The organism is Dyella marensis, assembly GCF_049532885.1.
GTDB lineage: Bacteria > Pseudomonadota > Gammaproteobacteria > Xanthomonadales > Rhodanobacteraceae > Dyella_D > Dyella_D marensis.
Genome location: NZ_CP064029.1, coordinates 3,683,786 through 3,697,527 on the forward strand (window position 1 = coordinate 3,683,786; position 13,742 = coordinate 3,697,527).

Annotated in this window: 13 protein-coding genes; 7 read left to right on the plus strand and 6 right to left on the minus strand. The window is 68.1% G+C overall.

Annotated features, from left to right (window positions below; genetic code table 11):
* Positions 1-358: 358 nt before the first annotated feature.
* Positions 359-1,336, minus strand: a complete 978-nt coding sequence (gene egtD / locus ISN75_RS15935) for an L-histidine N(alpha)-methyltransferase (protein WP_168649475.1) — start codon at positions 1,334-1,336, stop codon at positions 359-361.
* A gap of 14 nt (positions 1,337-1,350) precedes the next feature.
* Entirely contained in the window at positions 1,351-2,604 is a 1,254-nt protein-coding gene (egtB, locus tag ISN75_RS15940; RefSeq protein WP_343203718.1) for an ergothioneine biosynthesis protein EgtB, read from the minus strand.
* A 236-nt stretch (positions 2,605-2,840) separates the two neighbouring features.
* Here egtB and ISN75_RS15945 point away from each other — a divergent pair, with 236 nt between their 5' ends.
* Positions 2,841-3,287, plus strand: coding sequence for a DUF6491 family protein (locus tag ISN75_RS15945; protein WP_167257761.1), 447 nt, complete (start codon positions 2,841-2,843; stop codon positions 3,285-3,287).
* A gap of 66 nt (positions 3,288-3,353) precedes the next feature.
* Here the strand turns inward: ISN75_RS15945 and ISN75_RS15950 are convergent, their stop codons facing one another.
* From ISN75_RS15950 to ISN75_RS15960, 3 genes are all read right to left on the minus strand, one after another.
* On the minus strand, positions 3,354-3,722 hold the full coding sequence (locus tag ISN75_RS15950) for a hypothetical protein (protein WP_167257762.1): 369 nt from the start codon (positions 3,720-3,722) through the stop codon (positions 3,354-3,356).
* A 144-nt stretch (positions 3,723-3,866) separates the two neighbouring features.
* Positions 3,867-6,062, minus strand: a complete 2,196-nt coding sequence (gene rlmKL, locus ISN75_RS15955) for a bifunctional 23S rRNA (guanine(2069)-N(7))-methyltransferase RlmK/23S rRNA (guanine(2445)-N(2))-methyltransferase RlmL (protein WP_343821618.1) — start codon at positions 6,060-6,062, stop codon at positions 3,867-3,869.
* Positions 6,059-6,631 (minus strand): alpha/beta hydrolase, encoded by a 573-nt coding sequence (locus ISN75_RS15960; RefSeq protein ID WP_343821619.1) that lies wholly within the window; start codon positions 6,629-6,631, stop codon positions 6,059-6,061. Before ISN75_RS15960 ends, rlmKL begins: the two co-directional genes overlap by 4 nt.
* A 64-nt stretch (positions 6,632-6,695) precedes the next feature.
* Between ISN75_RS15960 and ISN75_RS15965 the strand changes: the two genes are divergently transcribed.
* From ISN75_RS15965 to ISN75_RS15980, 4 genes are all read left to right on the plus strand, one after another.
* Positions 6,696-7,262, plus strand: a complete 567-nt coding sequence (locus tag ISN75_RS15965) for an N-acetylmuramoyl-L-alanine amidase (protein ID WP_343821621.1) — start codon at positions 6,696-6,698, stop codon at positions 7,260-7,262.
* 82 nt (positions 7,263-7,344) lie between these two features.
* Positions 7,345-8,208, plus strand: a complete 864-nt coding sequence (gene tesB / locus ISN75_RS15970; protein WP_167257766.1) for an acyl-CoA thioesterase II — start codon at positions 7,345-7,347, stop codon at positions 8,206-8,208.
* 22 nt (positions 8,209-8,230) lie between these two features.
* Entirely contained in the window at positions 8,231-8,623 is a 393-nt protein-coding gene (locus tag ISN75_RS15975) for a hypothetical protein (protein WP_167257767.1), read from the plus strand.
* A 102-nt stretch (positions 8,624-8,725) separates the two neighbouring features.
* Complete coding sequence (locus ISN75_RS15980) at positions 8,726-9,430, plus strand: arginyltransferase (RefSeq protein WP_343821623.1); 705 nt, start codon at positions 8,726-8,728, stop codon at positions 9,428-9,430.
* 84 nt (positions 9,431-9,514) lie between these two features.
* On the opposite strand, the gene ISN75_RS15985 is transcribed toward ISN75_RS15980, so the two are convergent.
* Positions 9,515-11,029: an FMN-binding glutamate synthase family protein gene (locus tag ISN75_RS15985; protein ID WP_168649480.1), complete on the minus strand. Its 1,515-nt coding sequence runs from the start codon at positions 11,027-11,029 to the stop codon at positions 9,515-9,517.
* Positions 11,030-11,276: 247 nt separating this feature from the next.
* Between ISN75_RS15985 and ISN75_RS15990 the strand changes: the two genes are divergently transcribed.
* Both ISN75_RS15990 and ISN75_RS15995 read left to right on the plus strand, forming a co-directional pair.
* Positions 11,277-12,809, plus strand: a complete 1,533-nt coding sequence (locus ISN75_RS15990; protein ID WP_343821624.1) for a transglutaminase-like domain-containing protein — start codon at positions 11,277-11,279, stop codon at positions 12,807-12,809.
* Between the two features lie 59 nt (positions 12,810-12,868).
* Complete coding sequence (locus tag ISN75_RS15995; protein ID WP_167257771.1) at positions 12,869-13,741, plus strand: SPFH domain-containing protein; 873 nt, start codon at positions 12,869-12,871, stop codon at positions 13,739-13,741.
* Position 13,742 lies beyond the last annotated feature (1 nt).

Sequence of the window (13,742 nt, forward strand, 5' to 3'; positions counted from 1 at the left end):
CTTGAACATCCTCTTCGCCACGGCACGTTGAAGCAGCCGCTACGTAAACGCACTGCCGTTTCGTGTAGACCCAGGTTAATCAAGTTACCGCAGCCGCCCACCGCTCCTTCTAGTCGCGTCGCGAGCCTTTGATTTGAGGCCATTTCTCTTTGGTTACTTTCTCTTTGGGCCAGCAAAGAGAAAGTGACCCGGGCGCCGGCAGGCGCACGGAATGCCCGCTGCATAAGCGGCCAGTTCGCGTCACCGCCAAAACCAGGCGATCCCGCAAAAAGATCCCGCCCTACGCCGAAATAGCGAGCAACCCAAAATGCCCACTGCATAAGCGCCCAAATCGCGCCACCGCGAAAACCCGATCAAATCAGCCAGCGCGACGCACCAGATACTGCACGGAGAACAACTCCTCCGGATCCAGCCAAACCTTGGCCACCTCAAGCCCCGCCTTATGCGCCATCGCGGCGAAATCCTCCGGCGAATACTTGCAGCTGTACTCCACCAGCATCGCCTCGTCCTCGCCGAAACTGGCCAGCATCCGCCCCACCCGCACCTTCTGATCACAGGTGCTGATGATGTGCGTCTCGATGCGCCCGGCCAACGGGTTGTAATGCGCGCGGTGGCGATATGCGTCGAGGCGGAAATCGCTGCCCAGCTCGCGGTTGAGGCGTGCCAGCATATTGAGGGTGAACTCGGCGGTGACGCCGGCCTCGTCGTTGTAGGCAGCCTCGATGCGCGCGGCGTCCTTCTTCAGGTCCACGCCGATCAGCACGCCGCCGGCCTCGCCCATTTCGTCGCGCATGGTGCGCAGGAGCTGGATCGCTTCGCGCTGCTCGAAATTGCCGATGGTGGAACCGGGGAAGTAGATGACCGTGCGGCGCGGCGCGCGCGGCGGGATCGGCAGGCGCAGCGGGCGGGTGAAGTCGGCATGCAGCGGCTGCATCGGCAGCGACGGGAAACGCGCGGCCAGGCGCTGCACGCTGGCGGCCAGCGCTTCGGAGGCGATTTCCACCGGCACGTAGCACACCGGCGAGACCAGGTGCTCCAGCAGCTGGCGCGTCTTCACCGCATTGCCGCTGCCGTATTCGACCAGGCGCACGTCCGGCCCCAGGGTGTGGGCGATGTCGCCGGCATGCGCTTCGAGCAGGGCGATCTCGGCGCGGGTGAGGTAGTACTCCGGCTGCTCGCAGATCTGCTCGAACAACTCACTGCCGCGCTCGTCGTAGAACAGCCAGGACGGCAGGCGCTTGGGCTGCGCGCGCAATCCGCGCTGCACGATTTCCAGCAGTTCGCTGGCGGGTGGGCGACGGTCGTCGTCGCGGGGTTCCAGGGCTTGCAGGCTCATTGTTGTTATCTCGCTTACCGGTCGCGTGCCAGGCGCAGGCCGGCGAACTGCCAGCGCGCCTGGGCGGGGAAAAAGTTGCGGTAGCTGGCGCGGATATGCTCGCGCGGCGTGGCGCAGGAGCCGCCGCGCAGCACCCATTGAGCGTTCATGAACTTGCCGTTGTATTCGCCCAGCGCACCCGGCAACGGCTGGAAGCCGGGATAGCTGACGTAAGGCGAGGCGGTCCATTCCCACACGTCGCCGTACATCTGCAGCAGGCCTTCGCCGCTGGCGGCGCGCGGCGCTTGCGCGCGCTCGTCGAGCAGGTTGCCGTGCACCGGTTGGGTGGAGGCCGCGCTTTCCCATTCCGCTTCGCTGGGCAGGCGCGCGCCGGCCCAGCGCGCGAACGCGTCGGCTTCGAAATAGCTGAGCTGGGACACCGGCGCGGCGGGATCGAGCGCGCGGATGCCGCCGAGGCCGTAGGCGCTGTCGAGGTCGTCCTGCCAGTACAGCGGATGCTGCCAGCCTTCCGCCTGCACCGTGGCCCAGCCATCGGAAAGCCACAGCGCGGGTTCGCGATAGCCGCCGTCCTGCACGAACAGGCGGAATTCCTCGTTCGTCACCGGGCGGTTGGCAAGCGCATGCGCCTGCAGCAGGGTGCGGTGCCGCGGGCCTTCGTTGTCGAAGGAAAAGCCATGGCCGTCGTGGCCGATCTCGACGATGCCCTCGCGGCCGTCGATGTAGCGCATCGATTCGACGGGCACACGGTGTTGCGCGGACGGCAGCGCTGCGTCGTAGGCCGGATGCAGCGGGTTGCACCACAGCGCGTGCTGGATGTCGGTGAGCAGCAGTTCCTGATGCTGCTGTTCGTGCTGCAGGCCGAGTTCGACGATGGCTGCGCCTGCGGCGTCGAGGCCGGCTTCGATGCGCTGCGCCACCGCGTCTTCGATGCGCCGGCGATAGTCCAGCACCTCGTCCAGGCTGGGACGCGACAGCAGGCCGCGGCGCGGACGCGCATGCATCGGGCCTACCGTCTGGTAGTAGGAGTTGAGCAGGTAGTGCCACTCGGGATGCGGCGGATGCCAGGCCGGATCGCGGGCGAGCAGGAACTGCTCGAAGAACCACGTGGTGTGCGCCAGATGCCATTTGGCCGGACTGGCGTCGGGCATCGACTGCACCATCATGTCCTCGGCGCTGAGGCCGGCCGACAAGCCGAGGGTGCGGCTGCGCACGCGATGGAAGCGCTGCGCCAGCGACTCGGCGCGCGAGGCGAGATCCGACAGGCTCACGCGGGCCTCCGTTGCAACGAAATGCCCCGTCGAACGTTATAGGAAGGGCTTGGCGACTCGAGGACCCGCATCCAGATACCTTGCCGTAGCAACCGTTCAATTTCCGTGATCCGGCGATGGCAAAGGCTTGACACGCGGCGGCCGGGCGGCGCTCAAATGCGCGCGCACGACGTCGGTGGTTTCACCAGGCAAGGGCCCCGGCAACGGGCAGCACTGTCACCCCTAGAGGTACCCCTATGAAAACCGTCACCGCCATGTTGCTGCTTGCGATGACCACCGCCACCGGCATGGCTCATGCCGACGGTCCGGCACCCGAGCGCCAGCCGATGCGTCCGGTCAGCGAATGCCTGCGTCCGGATCGCGTCAACGAATGGTATGTCGTGGACAACCGCACCGTGATCGCACGCACCGGTCCGGACCGCTACCTGGTCAAGCTCACCGCCGACTGCCCGCGCTTAGGCATCGGCCAGCAATTGCTGTTCCGCGCCAACGACTCCAACCGCGCGGCCGGCCTGGGCGCGGTATGCGGCGAGGTGGGCGAAAGCGTGATCTCGCGCGACCAGCCGCCCTGCGCGATCCAGTCGGTGAGCAAGATCGACAAGGCGAAGTTCGAGAAGCTCGAAAAGCACGCGTCGCAGCACGGCTTCCTCAGCAACGGCGGCACGCCGCCGACGCGGCCATGACGGACGCGCCATGAAACGAAAGAGCCCGGCTTAGGCCGGGCTCTCTTTTTGCGCATCGCGGCGGAATCAATCGCCGTCGTAATAGCGGCTGGTGCGATAGCCGTCGCTGTAGTAGCCGCGCTCTTCGTACACGCGGCGCACGTACACCGGGCGCTCCACCACCACCGGTTCGTCGTAATACACCACGCGCGGCGCCGGACGGTAGTAGACAGGCGGCGCGTAGTAACCGCCGGCGTAATAGCCGCCGCCGTAATACGGGTGGCGATAGTGACCACGGTAGCCGTCGGAGTAGCCGATGCTGACACCCGGCAGATTGACGCCGATGCCCACGCTGACGTGGCTGCGGGCGAAGGACGGGGCGGCGGCCGCGCAACCCAGCAGCACGGCGGCGGCAAGGACCACGCGCTTGAGGCTGGAAGGCTTCGACTTGTTCATGGCTTTCGGTCTCCGAGAGAGCGGCGGCAACGGTGCGGGCGGTCCGGGAAAGGGTGGTGCGGAGGGCCGTTCCGGCGTTGTCTGCCGGTGCTCATGCTCGGGCCGGAGGGCTGAATCCGGACTGAGCATTTTCACCCCGTTTTCCTAGCGTTTACCCCGGTTGTGAATATGCCGCACGCTATCGCCCCAGGGCGACTCTTCGGCACGCAGGCGCAGCACCCAGCAGCCGTGGATATCGGCCCGGCGGGCGAAGTCGAACGGGATGCTGGCAGCGCTCCAGTCCTCGATCTCGAAGCGCTCTTCCAGCGCCGCACGATCCAGCGTGAAGCGGCGGAAATTGTTGGAGAACACGATCACCCCGTCGCCCGCCAGCCGGTCCGCGCAGGCCAGCAGCAGGCGGGCATGGTCGCGCTGCACGTCGAAGTCGTCGGCCCGCTTGGAATTGGAGAAGGTCGGCGGATCGACGTAGATCAGCCCGTAACGCTCGCGTTCGTGGCGCAGGAACTCCATCGCGTCGGCCTGCATCAGCCGGTGTTTCGTCCCGGTGAATCCGTTCAGGGCGAGATTGCGCGAAGCCCAGTCCAGATAGGTGCCGGACAGATCCACGCTGGTGGTGTCGCGCGCCCCGCCCGCCGCCGCGTAGACGCTGGCGGTGGCGGTATAAGCAAACAGGTTCAGGAAGCGCCGCCCCTCGGCCAGCTCGCGCAGGCGCGCGCGGACCAGGCGGTGGTCCAGGAACAGTCCGGTATCCAGGTAGTCGGTGAGATTGACCAGGAACTGCAGGCCGCCCTCCTCCACCGGGACGAACTCGCCGCGCTGGTCGAACTGCCCGTACTTGGAACCGCCCTTGCCGCGCTCGCGCGTCTTCAGCGCCACGCGATCGCGCGGCACGCCGAACACTTCGCCGGCCACGCGCACGATCTCGCGCAGGCGCAGCCGCGCGGTCTCGGCGGGAATGTCGGCCGGCGCGCGGTATTCCTGCACGTGCAGCCACTGGCCGCCCTTGGCGTCGCCGTAGACGTCGATGGCCGCCGCGTATTCCGGCAGGTCCTGGTCGTAGGCGCGCCAGCAATGGATGGCTTCGCGTTCCAGCCGCTTGCGCAGATGGCGGACGTTCTTCTCCAGGCGGTTCTTCAGCATCTGCGCGCCGGCCGACAGCGGCTTGGCTTCGCGCGGCGTGTCGTCGGCCGCGCGCAGCTCGAACAGCAGCAGCACGGTTTCCAGCGCGCCGTTGTACAACGCGTATTTCTTGTTCGCGCGCAGCGGAATGGCCTGGCCCAGTTCGGCATCGCCGGCCAGCACGGCGGCATGCCAGCCGGCGAAGCGCTGCTTCAGCGTTTCGCCCAGCGCGCGGTACAGCTTGGGCATCGCCTCGCGCTCGCCCAGGCGCTCGCCGTAGGGCGGATTGGTGATGACCAGGCCACGCTCATAGCCGGGCGGGGGCGCCACGTGCAGCGCGTCGTGGCGGTCCAGGGTGAGGAAACCGGCCACGCCGGCCTCCTGCGCGTTGCGCTTGGCGGTCTGCACCATGCGCGGGTCGGAGTCGCTGCCGAAGAAGCACGGGCGCAGCGCGCGCAGGCCGGTTTCGGCGCGGGTGCGCGCTTCTTCCAGCAAGCTGCGCCACACCGCGATGTCGTGGCCGAGCCAGCCGAGGAAACCGAAATATTCGCGGCGCAGGCCCGGCGCCACGTCGGCGGCCATCAGCGCGCCTTCGATCAGCAAAGTGCCGGAGCCGCACATCGGATCGAGCAGCGCGCCGCCCTGCGCATACATGGCGGGCCAGCCGGCGCGGACCAGCATCGCGGCGGCGAGGTTTTCCTTCAGCGGCGCGTCGCCCTGCATTTCGCGCCAGCCGCGGCGGTGCAGCGGCGCGCCGGCGAGGTCCAGCGACAGCGTGGCGCGATCGCGGCGCAGGCGCAGGTGGATGCGCACGTCGGGTTCGTCCGTATCCACGTCCGGACGCGAGCCGTCGCGTTGGCGGAACTGGTCGACCACGGCGTCCTTCACGCGCAGCGCGATGAACTGGCTGTGGGTGAGCTTGCTCTGCGCGGTCACCGCCTCCACCGCCAGGGTGCCGTGAGCGGCCAGGTGTTTCGACCAGTCGATGGCTTCCACGCCGGCATACAGCGCGTCGCCGTCCGCCGCGTCGAATTCCGCCAGCGGCAGCAGCACACGGCTGGCCAGGCGCGACCACAGGCAGGCGCGGTAGGCGATCTCCAGCGGGCCGGAGAAGTACACGCCGGCCAGCGCCTCGCGCACGTCTTCGGCGCCCAGCGCGGCCAGCTCGTCGCGCAGCAGGTATTCCAGGCCCTTGGGGCAGGTGGCGAAGTAGGCGCTCACTGGACGCCCGCCATGCGGTCGAGGGACGCGCTGTCGAGGGTCGGGCTGTCGAGGGTCAGACCGTCGAGGAACAGGCGGAACTGCGCGCCGATGGTGTCGACGCTGGAGCTCAGGCGATGGTCGCCGTCCAGCACCAGCAGCGGCAGGCTGCGGCGGCGGGCGAAGTCGTGCAGGTCGTCCAGCGGGCACAGTTCGTCGTGCCAGCCGTGGATCAGCAGCGTCGGCACGTCCTGGCGCAGGTCGAAGGCCGCCTGGTAGCCGGGAATGGCCACCGGCGTGGCCAGCAGGAACAGGCCGGCCACCGGCCGCTCCAGCGAAGCCAGGCCCGAAGCGAACGCGCCCATGCTGGAGCCGACCAGCACCGGCGGCGCCTCCAGCGCGTCGATGGCCGCGCGCAGGCGCGCCACCCGCGGCGCCACCGAGGCGGCGTAGCCGTGGTGGTCGTCTTCGCGGTAGTCGGGCCGCTGCGTGGACCAGCCCAGCGATTCGGCGATGGCGGCCAGCGCGCTGACCTTGGTGGCATCCGGGCCGGAATCCGAACCGTGGGAAAGAATGATCTGGCCGCGCATCGCGGTCTCCAACGAGCAGGTACAAGGCGCCCATGATACCGGGCCGCATGCGAGACTCGCCGGCATGAGCATCCGCGACCACTTTCTTCCGTACGTCGATCTCCTCCCCGAACGCCCCGCCGACGCCGTCGAACTGGTGGTCATCCACTGCACCGAACTGCCGGATCTGGCCACCGCCCGCGAATACGGCGAGCGCATCGTGCACGACAGCGGCACCGGCAACAGCGGCCACTACTACATCGACCGCGATGGCTCGACCTGGCGCTACGTGCCCGGCACCCGCGTGGCGCACCACGTGCGCGGCTTCAATCCGCATTCGATCGGGATCGAGCTGGTCAACCGGGGCCGCTATCCGGACTGGTGGCATGCCGGCAACCAGACCATGACCGAACCCTACCCGGCCGCCCAGATCGACGCCCTGCGCGCCCTGCTGGCCCAGCTGCGCAGCGAATTCCCCCGGCTGCGCGATATCGCCGGCCACGAGGACCTCGACCTGGCCCGCCTGCCGGCCAGCGACGACCCCGGCCGCGAAGTGCCGCGCAAGCTCGACCCCGGCCCGATGTTCCCCTGGGACCAGGTGCTGGCCGGCAGCGGCCTGCACCGCCTGTCGGCGCGGCCGGTCCAGGAGTGAAGGGGGAAGGGGTGAAGGGCCCGGCGCGGCTATAATTCGCGGCGCGGGCCGCCGGCCCGATTCCCCCTTGGATTGCTTAGACATGACGGAAAACCACGTCCGCGAGCTGGTCGACCTGCTGCAGCTCGAACGCCTGGAAGACAACCTGTTCCGCGGCCAGAGCCGCGACATCGGCACGCGCTTCGTGTTCGGCGGGCAGGTGCTGGGCCAGGCGCTGTCGGCCGCGCAGCAGACGGTCGACGGCTCGCGGGCGGCGCATTCGCTGCACGCCTATTTCCTGCGCGCCGGCGATATCGACGCGCCGATCGTCTACAGCGTGGAGCGCACGCGCGACGGCGGCACGTTCTCCTCGCGCCGGGTGGTGGCGATCCAGCACGGCCAGCCCATCCTCAACGGCTCGATCTCGTTCCAGATCGAGGAAACCGGCTTCGAGCACCAGACCGCCATGCCCGAAGTGCCGGCGCCGGAAGACATCGCGCCGATGCAGCCGCTGCCGCCGGACAAGCTGGCCAAGCTGCCGGAGAAACTGCAGCGCTGGCTGGGCCTGGAAGCGCCGATCGAATTCCGCCACGTGTGGCCGCAGGACAAGCTGCACCCGAGCAAGCGCCCGCCCTACCAGCACATCTGGTTCCGCGTGGCCGCGCCGGTGGGCGATTCGGACGTGCTGCACCGCGCCCTGCTCGCCTACGCCTCGGACTTCAACCTGATCGGCACCGCCACCCTGCCGCACGGCATTTCGTACTACACGCACAACGTGCAGATGGCCAGCCTGGACCACGCGCTGTGGTTCCACCGCCCGTTCCGCGTGGACGAGTGGCTGCTGTATTCGTTCGACAGCCCCACTGCGCAGGGCGCGCGCGGGCTGGCGCGCGGGCAGATCTTCAGCCGCGACGGGCGGCTGGTGGCCTCGACCGCGCAGGAAGGCCTGATCCGGCTGCGCCCCTGAGCCGACGGAGTAACATCGCCCCATGCGCCAGATCTATACCTCTCCCCGTCCCGAAAACATCGACCGCGTCGCCGCCATGCTCGGCGAGCACGGCATCGAATGCTCGATCGAGAACCGCTCCAACTGGAACAAGCGCAGCTACGAGCGCTTCAGCTACTCCCAGCGCAAGGAAAACCGCGACCGCTGGGAACAGGTCTGGATCAGCAAGGCCGACGACTACACCCGCGCCCGCACCCTGCTGCGCGAGCTGGGCATCGAACCGGTGATCCGCCACGCCGAGGAACTGGCCCTGGCCCGCAACCCCAGCCCCGAGGCGCGCCGCGGCAGCGTCGCCAACCGGGTGCGCCGGATCGTGATGCTGGCGGTGGCCGGCGCCTTCGTGGTGGTGATGCTGCGCTACATGGGGGTGATCTGACCCGGTAGCGGCCTAGGCACCGTCCTACACCGTATGGACGGGCCCGGTGCAGCGGATTTGAGACGCTTGTCACGGCAAGCCGCCTCGGACGTAGAATCTGCCATGCGCTCCGATCGCGTCCGCCTCTTCCAGACCCTGCCCCACGCCTGCGGGTATTTCCCCGACCGCACGGCGCAGAACCTGGTGATCGATCCGGCGGCCCCGCACCTGGACCAGCTGTACGGGCCGGCGCTGGAACGCGGCTTCCGCCGCGCCGGCGGGCATCTGTACTTCCCCTACTGCAGCAGCTGCCGGGCCTGCACGCCCTGCCGCATCGACGTGGAACGCTTCCGCCCCAGCCGCTCGCAGCGGCGCTGCCTGAAGCGCAATGCCGACCTGCAGGTGGTGGAATCCATGGCCGGCTACAACAGCGAGCGCCACGCGCTGTACGAGCGCTACCTGCGCCAGCGCCATCCCGGCGGCGGCATGGACGAGGCCGACGCCAGCGACTTCCGCCGCTTCCTCACCGCGCCGTGGAGCCCCACCCTGTTCCTGGAACTGCGCCAGGGCCCGCGCCTGCTCGGCGTGGCGGTGACCGACGTGTCGCTGCACGGCCTGTCGGCGGTCTATACCTTCTTCGAGCCGGACGAGACCGAGCGCAGCCTGGGCACCTTCGCCATCCTGCAGCAGGTGGAACTGGCGCGCCGCCGCGGCATTCCGTGGATCTACCTGGGCTTCTGGATCGAAGGCCATCCGAAGATGGACTACAAGCGCCACTTCCAGCCGCTGCAGATCCGCACCATCGACGGCTGGGTGGACATGCCGTAGGTTGGTGTGAGCCGCAGGCGAACCCCAATATCGTCACGTTCAAACGCATCGTATCGTTGGGGTTCGCCTGCGGCTCACCCCAACCTACGCCTGCGGGACGTAGCCCTCCGGATACGGAAACAGCTTCACCAGCGGCACCGAGATGCCGTCGTCGCCCATCACGCGGCAATGCGTGCGGTCCAGTTCGCGCGGCTCTTCCACGCCGCAGCTGTGCGCGATGATGCCGACCTCGCGCATCACGTTGGTGGCGTAGTGATAGACCCGCTCGCTCTTGTCGGTCACCACCAGGCCGCGCTGCAGCTTGGGGTTCTGCGTGGTGATGCCGGTGGGACAGGAATTGCGGTTGCACTGCAGCGACTGGATGCAGCCCAGCGCCAGCATGAAGCCGCGCGCCGAATTGACGAAGTCCGCGCCCATCGACAACGCCCACGCCACGTCGTAGGCGGTGATGCACTTGCCCGAGCAGATCACCTTGATGCGCTCGCGCAGGCCTTGCGTGATCAGCGTATTGATCAGCGCCGGCAGCGCTTCGCGCAGCGGCAGGCCGACGCCTTCCATCAGGGTCTGCGGCGCGGCGCCGGTGCCGCCTTCGGAGCCATCGACGATGATGAAGTCCGGCGCGCTCTCGATACCGCGGCGGCGCACCTCCTCGCACAGCTCGTCGATCCATTCCATGCCGCCGAACACCGCCTTGAAGCCGGTGGGCTTGCCGGTGAGTTCGCGGATATGCGCGATCGCATCCATCAGCTCGCGCACGTTGCCGATGTCGAGGTGGCGGTTGGGGCTTTGCGAGTCCTCGCCCACCGCGATGCCGCGGATCGCCGCGATCTCCGGCGTCACCTTGGCGCCCGGCAGCAGGCCGCCCATGCCGGGCTTGGCGCCCTGGCCCAGCTTGATGCTGACCATCTTCACCTGCGGGTGCCTGCAGATGTCCAGCAGCTTCTGGTCGTCCAGCTTGCCCTCCGGCGTGCGCACGCCGTACTTGGCGGTGCCGATCTCGAACACGATGTCGCAGCCGCCTTCCAGATGGTACGGCGCCAGTCCACCCTCGCCGGTATCCATCCAGATGCCGGCCTTGGCCGCGCCGATCGACAGCGCGCGCACCGCCGGCGCGGACAGCGCGCCGAAGCTCATCGCCGAGATGTTGAAGAACGAGGAATGGCTGTACGGCTCACGCGCATACGGGCCGAGCGTGATCGGCTTGGGCACGACGTGGCTCTGGCCCAGCGAGGGGAACGGCGCGTTGACGAAGAACGGCAGGCCTTCGGCGTGCAGGTCGCGGGTGGAGCCGAAGGCGTTGGTGTTTTCCACGTCCTTGGCCGCGCGGTACACCCACATGCGCTGCGCGCGGTTGAACGGCATTTCCTCGCGGTCGCTGGAATACAGGTATTGGCGGAAGAATTCGCCCAGGTGCAGGAACCAGTAGCGGAAGTGGCCGATGACCGGGAAGTTGCGCAACACCGAGTTGGAAGTCTGGTTGCGGTCCACCAGCCACACCACCAGCACCACCATCACGCCGATCGCCAGCAGCAGCAGGAACAGCGCCGCGAAGGTCTCCACGATCACTACCAGCCAATGCGCAAATGCCGAGGACTGCATGCCTGCTCCCTGCCTGGTTGGTGCGGCCGGCGCCGCACTGTCGGGTTGGTTGAATCCGCCGATCCTCGCACAATCGCCGGGCGGAAAAACGCTTCCGGCCACCGGCCCGGAAACGCAAAAAGCCGCGCCGCCCGTAAGCGCCCCGCAAGCCTTGCCCCAGCCCATTTCCGGTCTCGCTGCATTGCGCATTGACGACAGCCTTAAGTCGGCATTCACTGTCATCCAAGCCGTCCCCACGGATACGCATATGCGACTGAAGACCGCCAAGCTATTGCTGGTGCTGTTGCTGTTGCCGTGTCCCGTCGCCGGGACCATGGCCGCCGACAGCGCGCCCGGCAACTCCGCCGACACCACCTGGATGAGCGTCCTGCTGGGCGGCCGCAAGATCGGCCACCTGCGCATCGACCGCGCCACCGCGCAAGGCACGGTGACCACCACCCAGACACTGTCGATCCTGCTCAACCGCAGCGGCAAGAGCATCCCGCTGAGCAACATGATCCGCAGCGTGGAAAGCACCGCCGGCCAGCCGCTGGGCTTTTCCACCCGCACCTCGATGTCCGCCATGGACAGCACGGTGAACGGCGAGCGCCAGGCCGACGGCTCGTTCCGCATCACCACCACGGTGGGCGGCGCCACGCGCTACGCCTATATCCCCTGGCCGGGCCAGGCCCTGCTCAACGACGCCCAGCGCCGCACCATGCTCGATGCCGCGAAGCAGCCGGGGCTGCGCTACCGCATGGCGATGTTCGACCCCGCCACCCAGCAGGTGATGGACGTGGCGGTGGAAGTGATGGGCAACGAGCCGGTCGACCTGCCCGGCGGCACCGAGACGCTCAGCCACCAGCGCCAGCGCCTGCACCAGGACCGCGGCGACCAGATCCTGGACCTGTGGCTGGACAGCCAGGGCCGCGCCCGCAAGGGCATCATCTCGATGCTCGGACGGCAGCTGGAAATGATCGCCTGCGACCAGGCCTGCGCGCTGGCGCCGGAGCAGGACGTGGACATGTTCCGCGCCGCCATGGTCGATTCGCCGCGGCCGCTCACGCCGAACCTGCGCGATTCCTTCCTGCGCTACCGGCTGACCATCGAAGGCGACATCGCCTCGCCGATCATCAACACCGACGAACAGCGCGTGCTGCACCTGGGCGGCCACGACTGGCAGATCGACATCGGCAACGCCTACGCCGGCGGCCAGGCGCCGCCGCAGCCGGAAGACCTGCGCGCCAACGACTGGCTGCAGTCCGACGCGCCGGCGATCCGCGCGCTGGCCGCCGAAGCCGTCGGCACGGCGGTCGACAACCGGCAGAAGATGCGCCGGCTGCGCAGCTTCGTCAGCCACTACATCACCCAGCACGGCCTGGACATCGGCTACGCCTCGGCGCTGGAAGTGGTGAACACGCGGCAGGGCGACTGCACCGAATACGCCGTGCTGCTGGCCGCGATGGCGCGCGCCCAGGGCATTCCGGCGCGGGTAGTCACCGGCATGGTCTACGCCGACCGCTACGCCAGCACCTCGCGCGTGTTCGTGCCGCACGAATGGGTGCAGGCCTGGGTGGACGGGCGCTGGCAAAGCTACGACGCGGCGCTGCGCCGCTTCGACAGCACGCATATCGCGCTGGACACCGGTGACGGCGACCCCTGGCATTTCTTCGCCGTCACCAACCTGTTCAACGCCATGCAGATCGTCGACGTGATGCCCTCGTGGGAGTTCATGAGCACGGCCCCGGTGGTGGCGGCACCGGCCGCCCCGGTGGGCAACGGGGGCGGTGGCAGCCACTAGGCACTTGCAAGTGACATCATTTTGATATCATATACCTCCCATCCAAGGGAGGTATCACCATGAATGAGCGTCAGGGTTTTTCGCTTGCCGGTATCCCGTTCGTCGGTTTCTGCCTGCTGCTGGGCGCCTTCGGCATCTGGCTGGTACTCAGCTCGGCCGGCCACCAGCCGCCGCTGGCCGGCTTCTTCGGCGGGGTGGTCGTGCTGGTGTTCACCGCGTTCCTGCTGAAGGGCTTCTTCCAGGTCGCGCCGAACGAAGGCCAGGTCATGCAGCTGTTCGGCAAGTACGCCGGCACGGTGCGCACGGAAGGGCTGCGCTGGACCAATCCGTTCTTCACCCGCCGGCGCGTCTCGCTGCGCGTGCGCAACTTCGAGAGCGGCAAGCTCAAGGTCAACGACAGCGACGGCAATCCGATCGAGATCGCCGCGGTGGTGGTGTGGCAGGTGGTGGATACGGCCGAGGCGGTGTTCCAGGTCGACGACTACGAGAACTTCGTGCATATCCAGAGCGAGTCGGCGCTGCGCCAGATGGCGCAGAACTACCCCTACGACGCGCACGACGACGGCAAGCCCTCGCTGCGCAGCCACGGCGAAGTGATCAACAACCATCTGCGCGATGAGATCCAGGCGCGCCTGGACAAGGCCGGCGTCAGCGTGATCGAGTCGCGCATCAGCCACCTCGCCTACGCCCAGGAAATCGCCCAGGCCATGCTGCAGCGCCAGCAGGCCAGCGCCATCGTGGCGGCGCGCGGACGCATCGTGGAAGGCGCCGTCGGCATGGTCGCCATGGCGCTGGACAGCCTGCGCCAGCAGGGCGTGGTGGAACTGGACGAAGAGCGCAAGGCGGCCATGGTCAGCAACCTGCTGGTGGTGCTGTGCGGCGACCGCGCCACGCAGCCGGTGGTCAACGCCGGCACGCTCTACGGCGGCTGAG

Coding starts and splice junctions, on each gene's coding strand:
- ISN75_RS15980 (WP_343821623.1), top strand. CDS start 8,726: ATGCGCTCCGATCGCGTCCGCCTCTTCCAGACCCTGCCCCACGCCTGC.
- ISN75_RS15995 (WP_167257771.1), top strand. CDS start 12,869: ATGAATGAGCGTCAGGGTTTTTCGCTTGCCGGTATCCCGTTCGTCGGT.
- ISN75_RS15985 (WP_168649480.1), bottom strand. CDS start 11,029: ATGCAGTCCTCGGCATTTGCGCATTGGCTGGTAGTGATCGTGGAGACC.
- ISN75_RS15950 (WP_167257762.1), bottom strand. CDS start 3,722: ATGAACAAGTCGAAGCCTTCCAGCCTCAAGCGCGTGGTCCTTGCCGCC.
- ISN75_RS15990 (WP_343821624.1), top strand. CDS start 11,277: ATGCGACTGAAGACCGCCAAGCTATTGCTGGTGCTGTTGCTGTTGCCG.
- ISN75_RS15945 (WP_167257761.1), top strand. CDS start 2,841: ATGAAAACCGTCACCGCCATGTTGCTGCTTGCGATGACCACCGCCACC.
- egtD (WP_168649475.1), bottom strand. CDS start 1,336: ATGAGCCTGCAAGCCCTGGAACCCCGCGACGACGACCGTCGCCCACCC.
- tesB (WP_167257766.1), top strand. CDS start 7,345: ATGACGGAAAACCACGTCCGCGAGCTGGTCGACCTGCTGCAGCTCGAA.
- ISN75_RS15975 (WP_167257767.1), top strand. CDS start 8,231: ATGCGCCAGATCTATACCTCTCCCCGTCCCGAAAACATCGACCGCGTC.
- ISN75_RS15965 (WP_343821621.1), top strand. CDS start 6,696: ATGAGCATCCGCGACCACTTTCTTCCGTACGTCGATCTCCTCCCCGAA.
- ISN75_RS15960 (WP_343821619.1), bottom strand. CDS start 6,631: ATGCGCGGCCAGATCATTCTTTCCCACGGTTCGGATTCCGGCCCGGAT.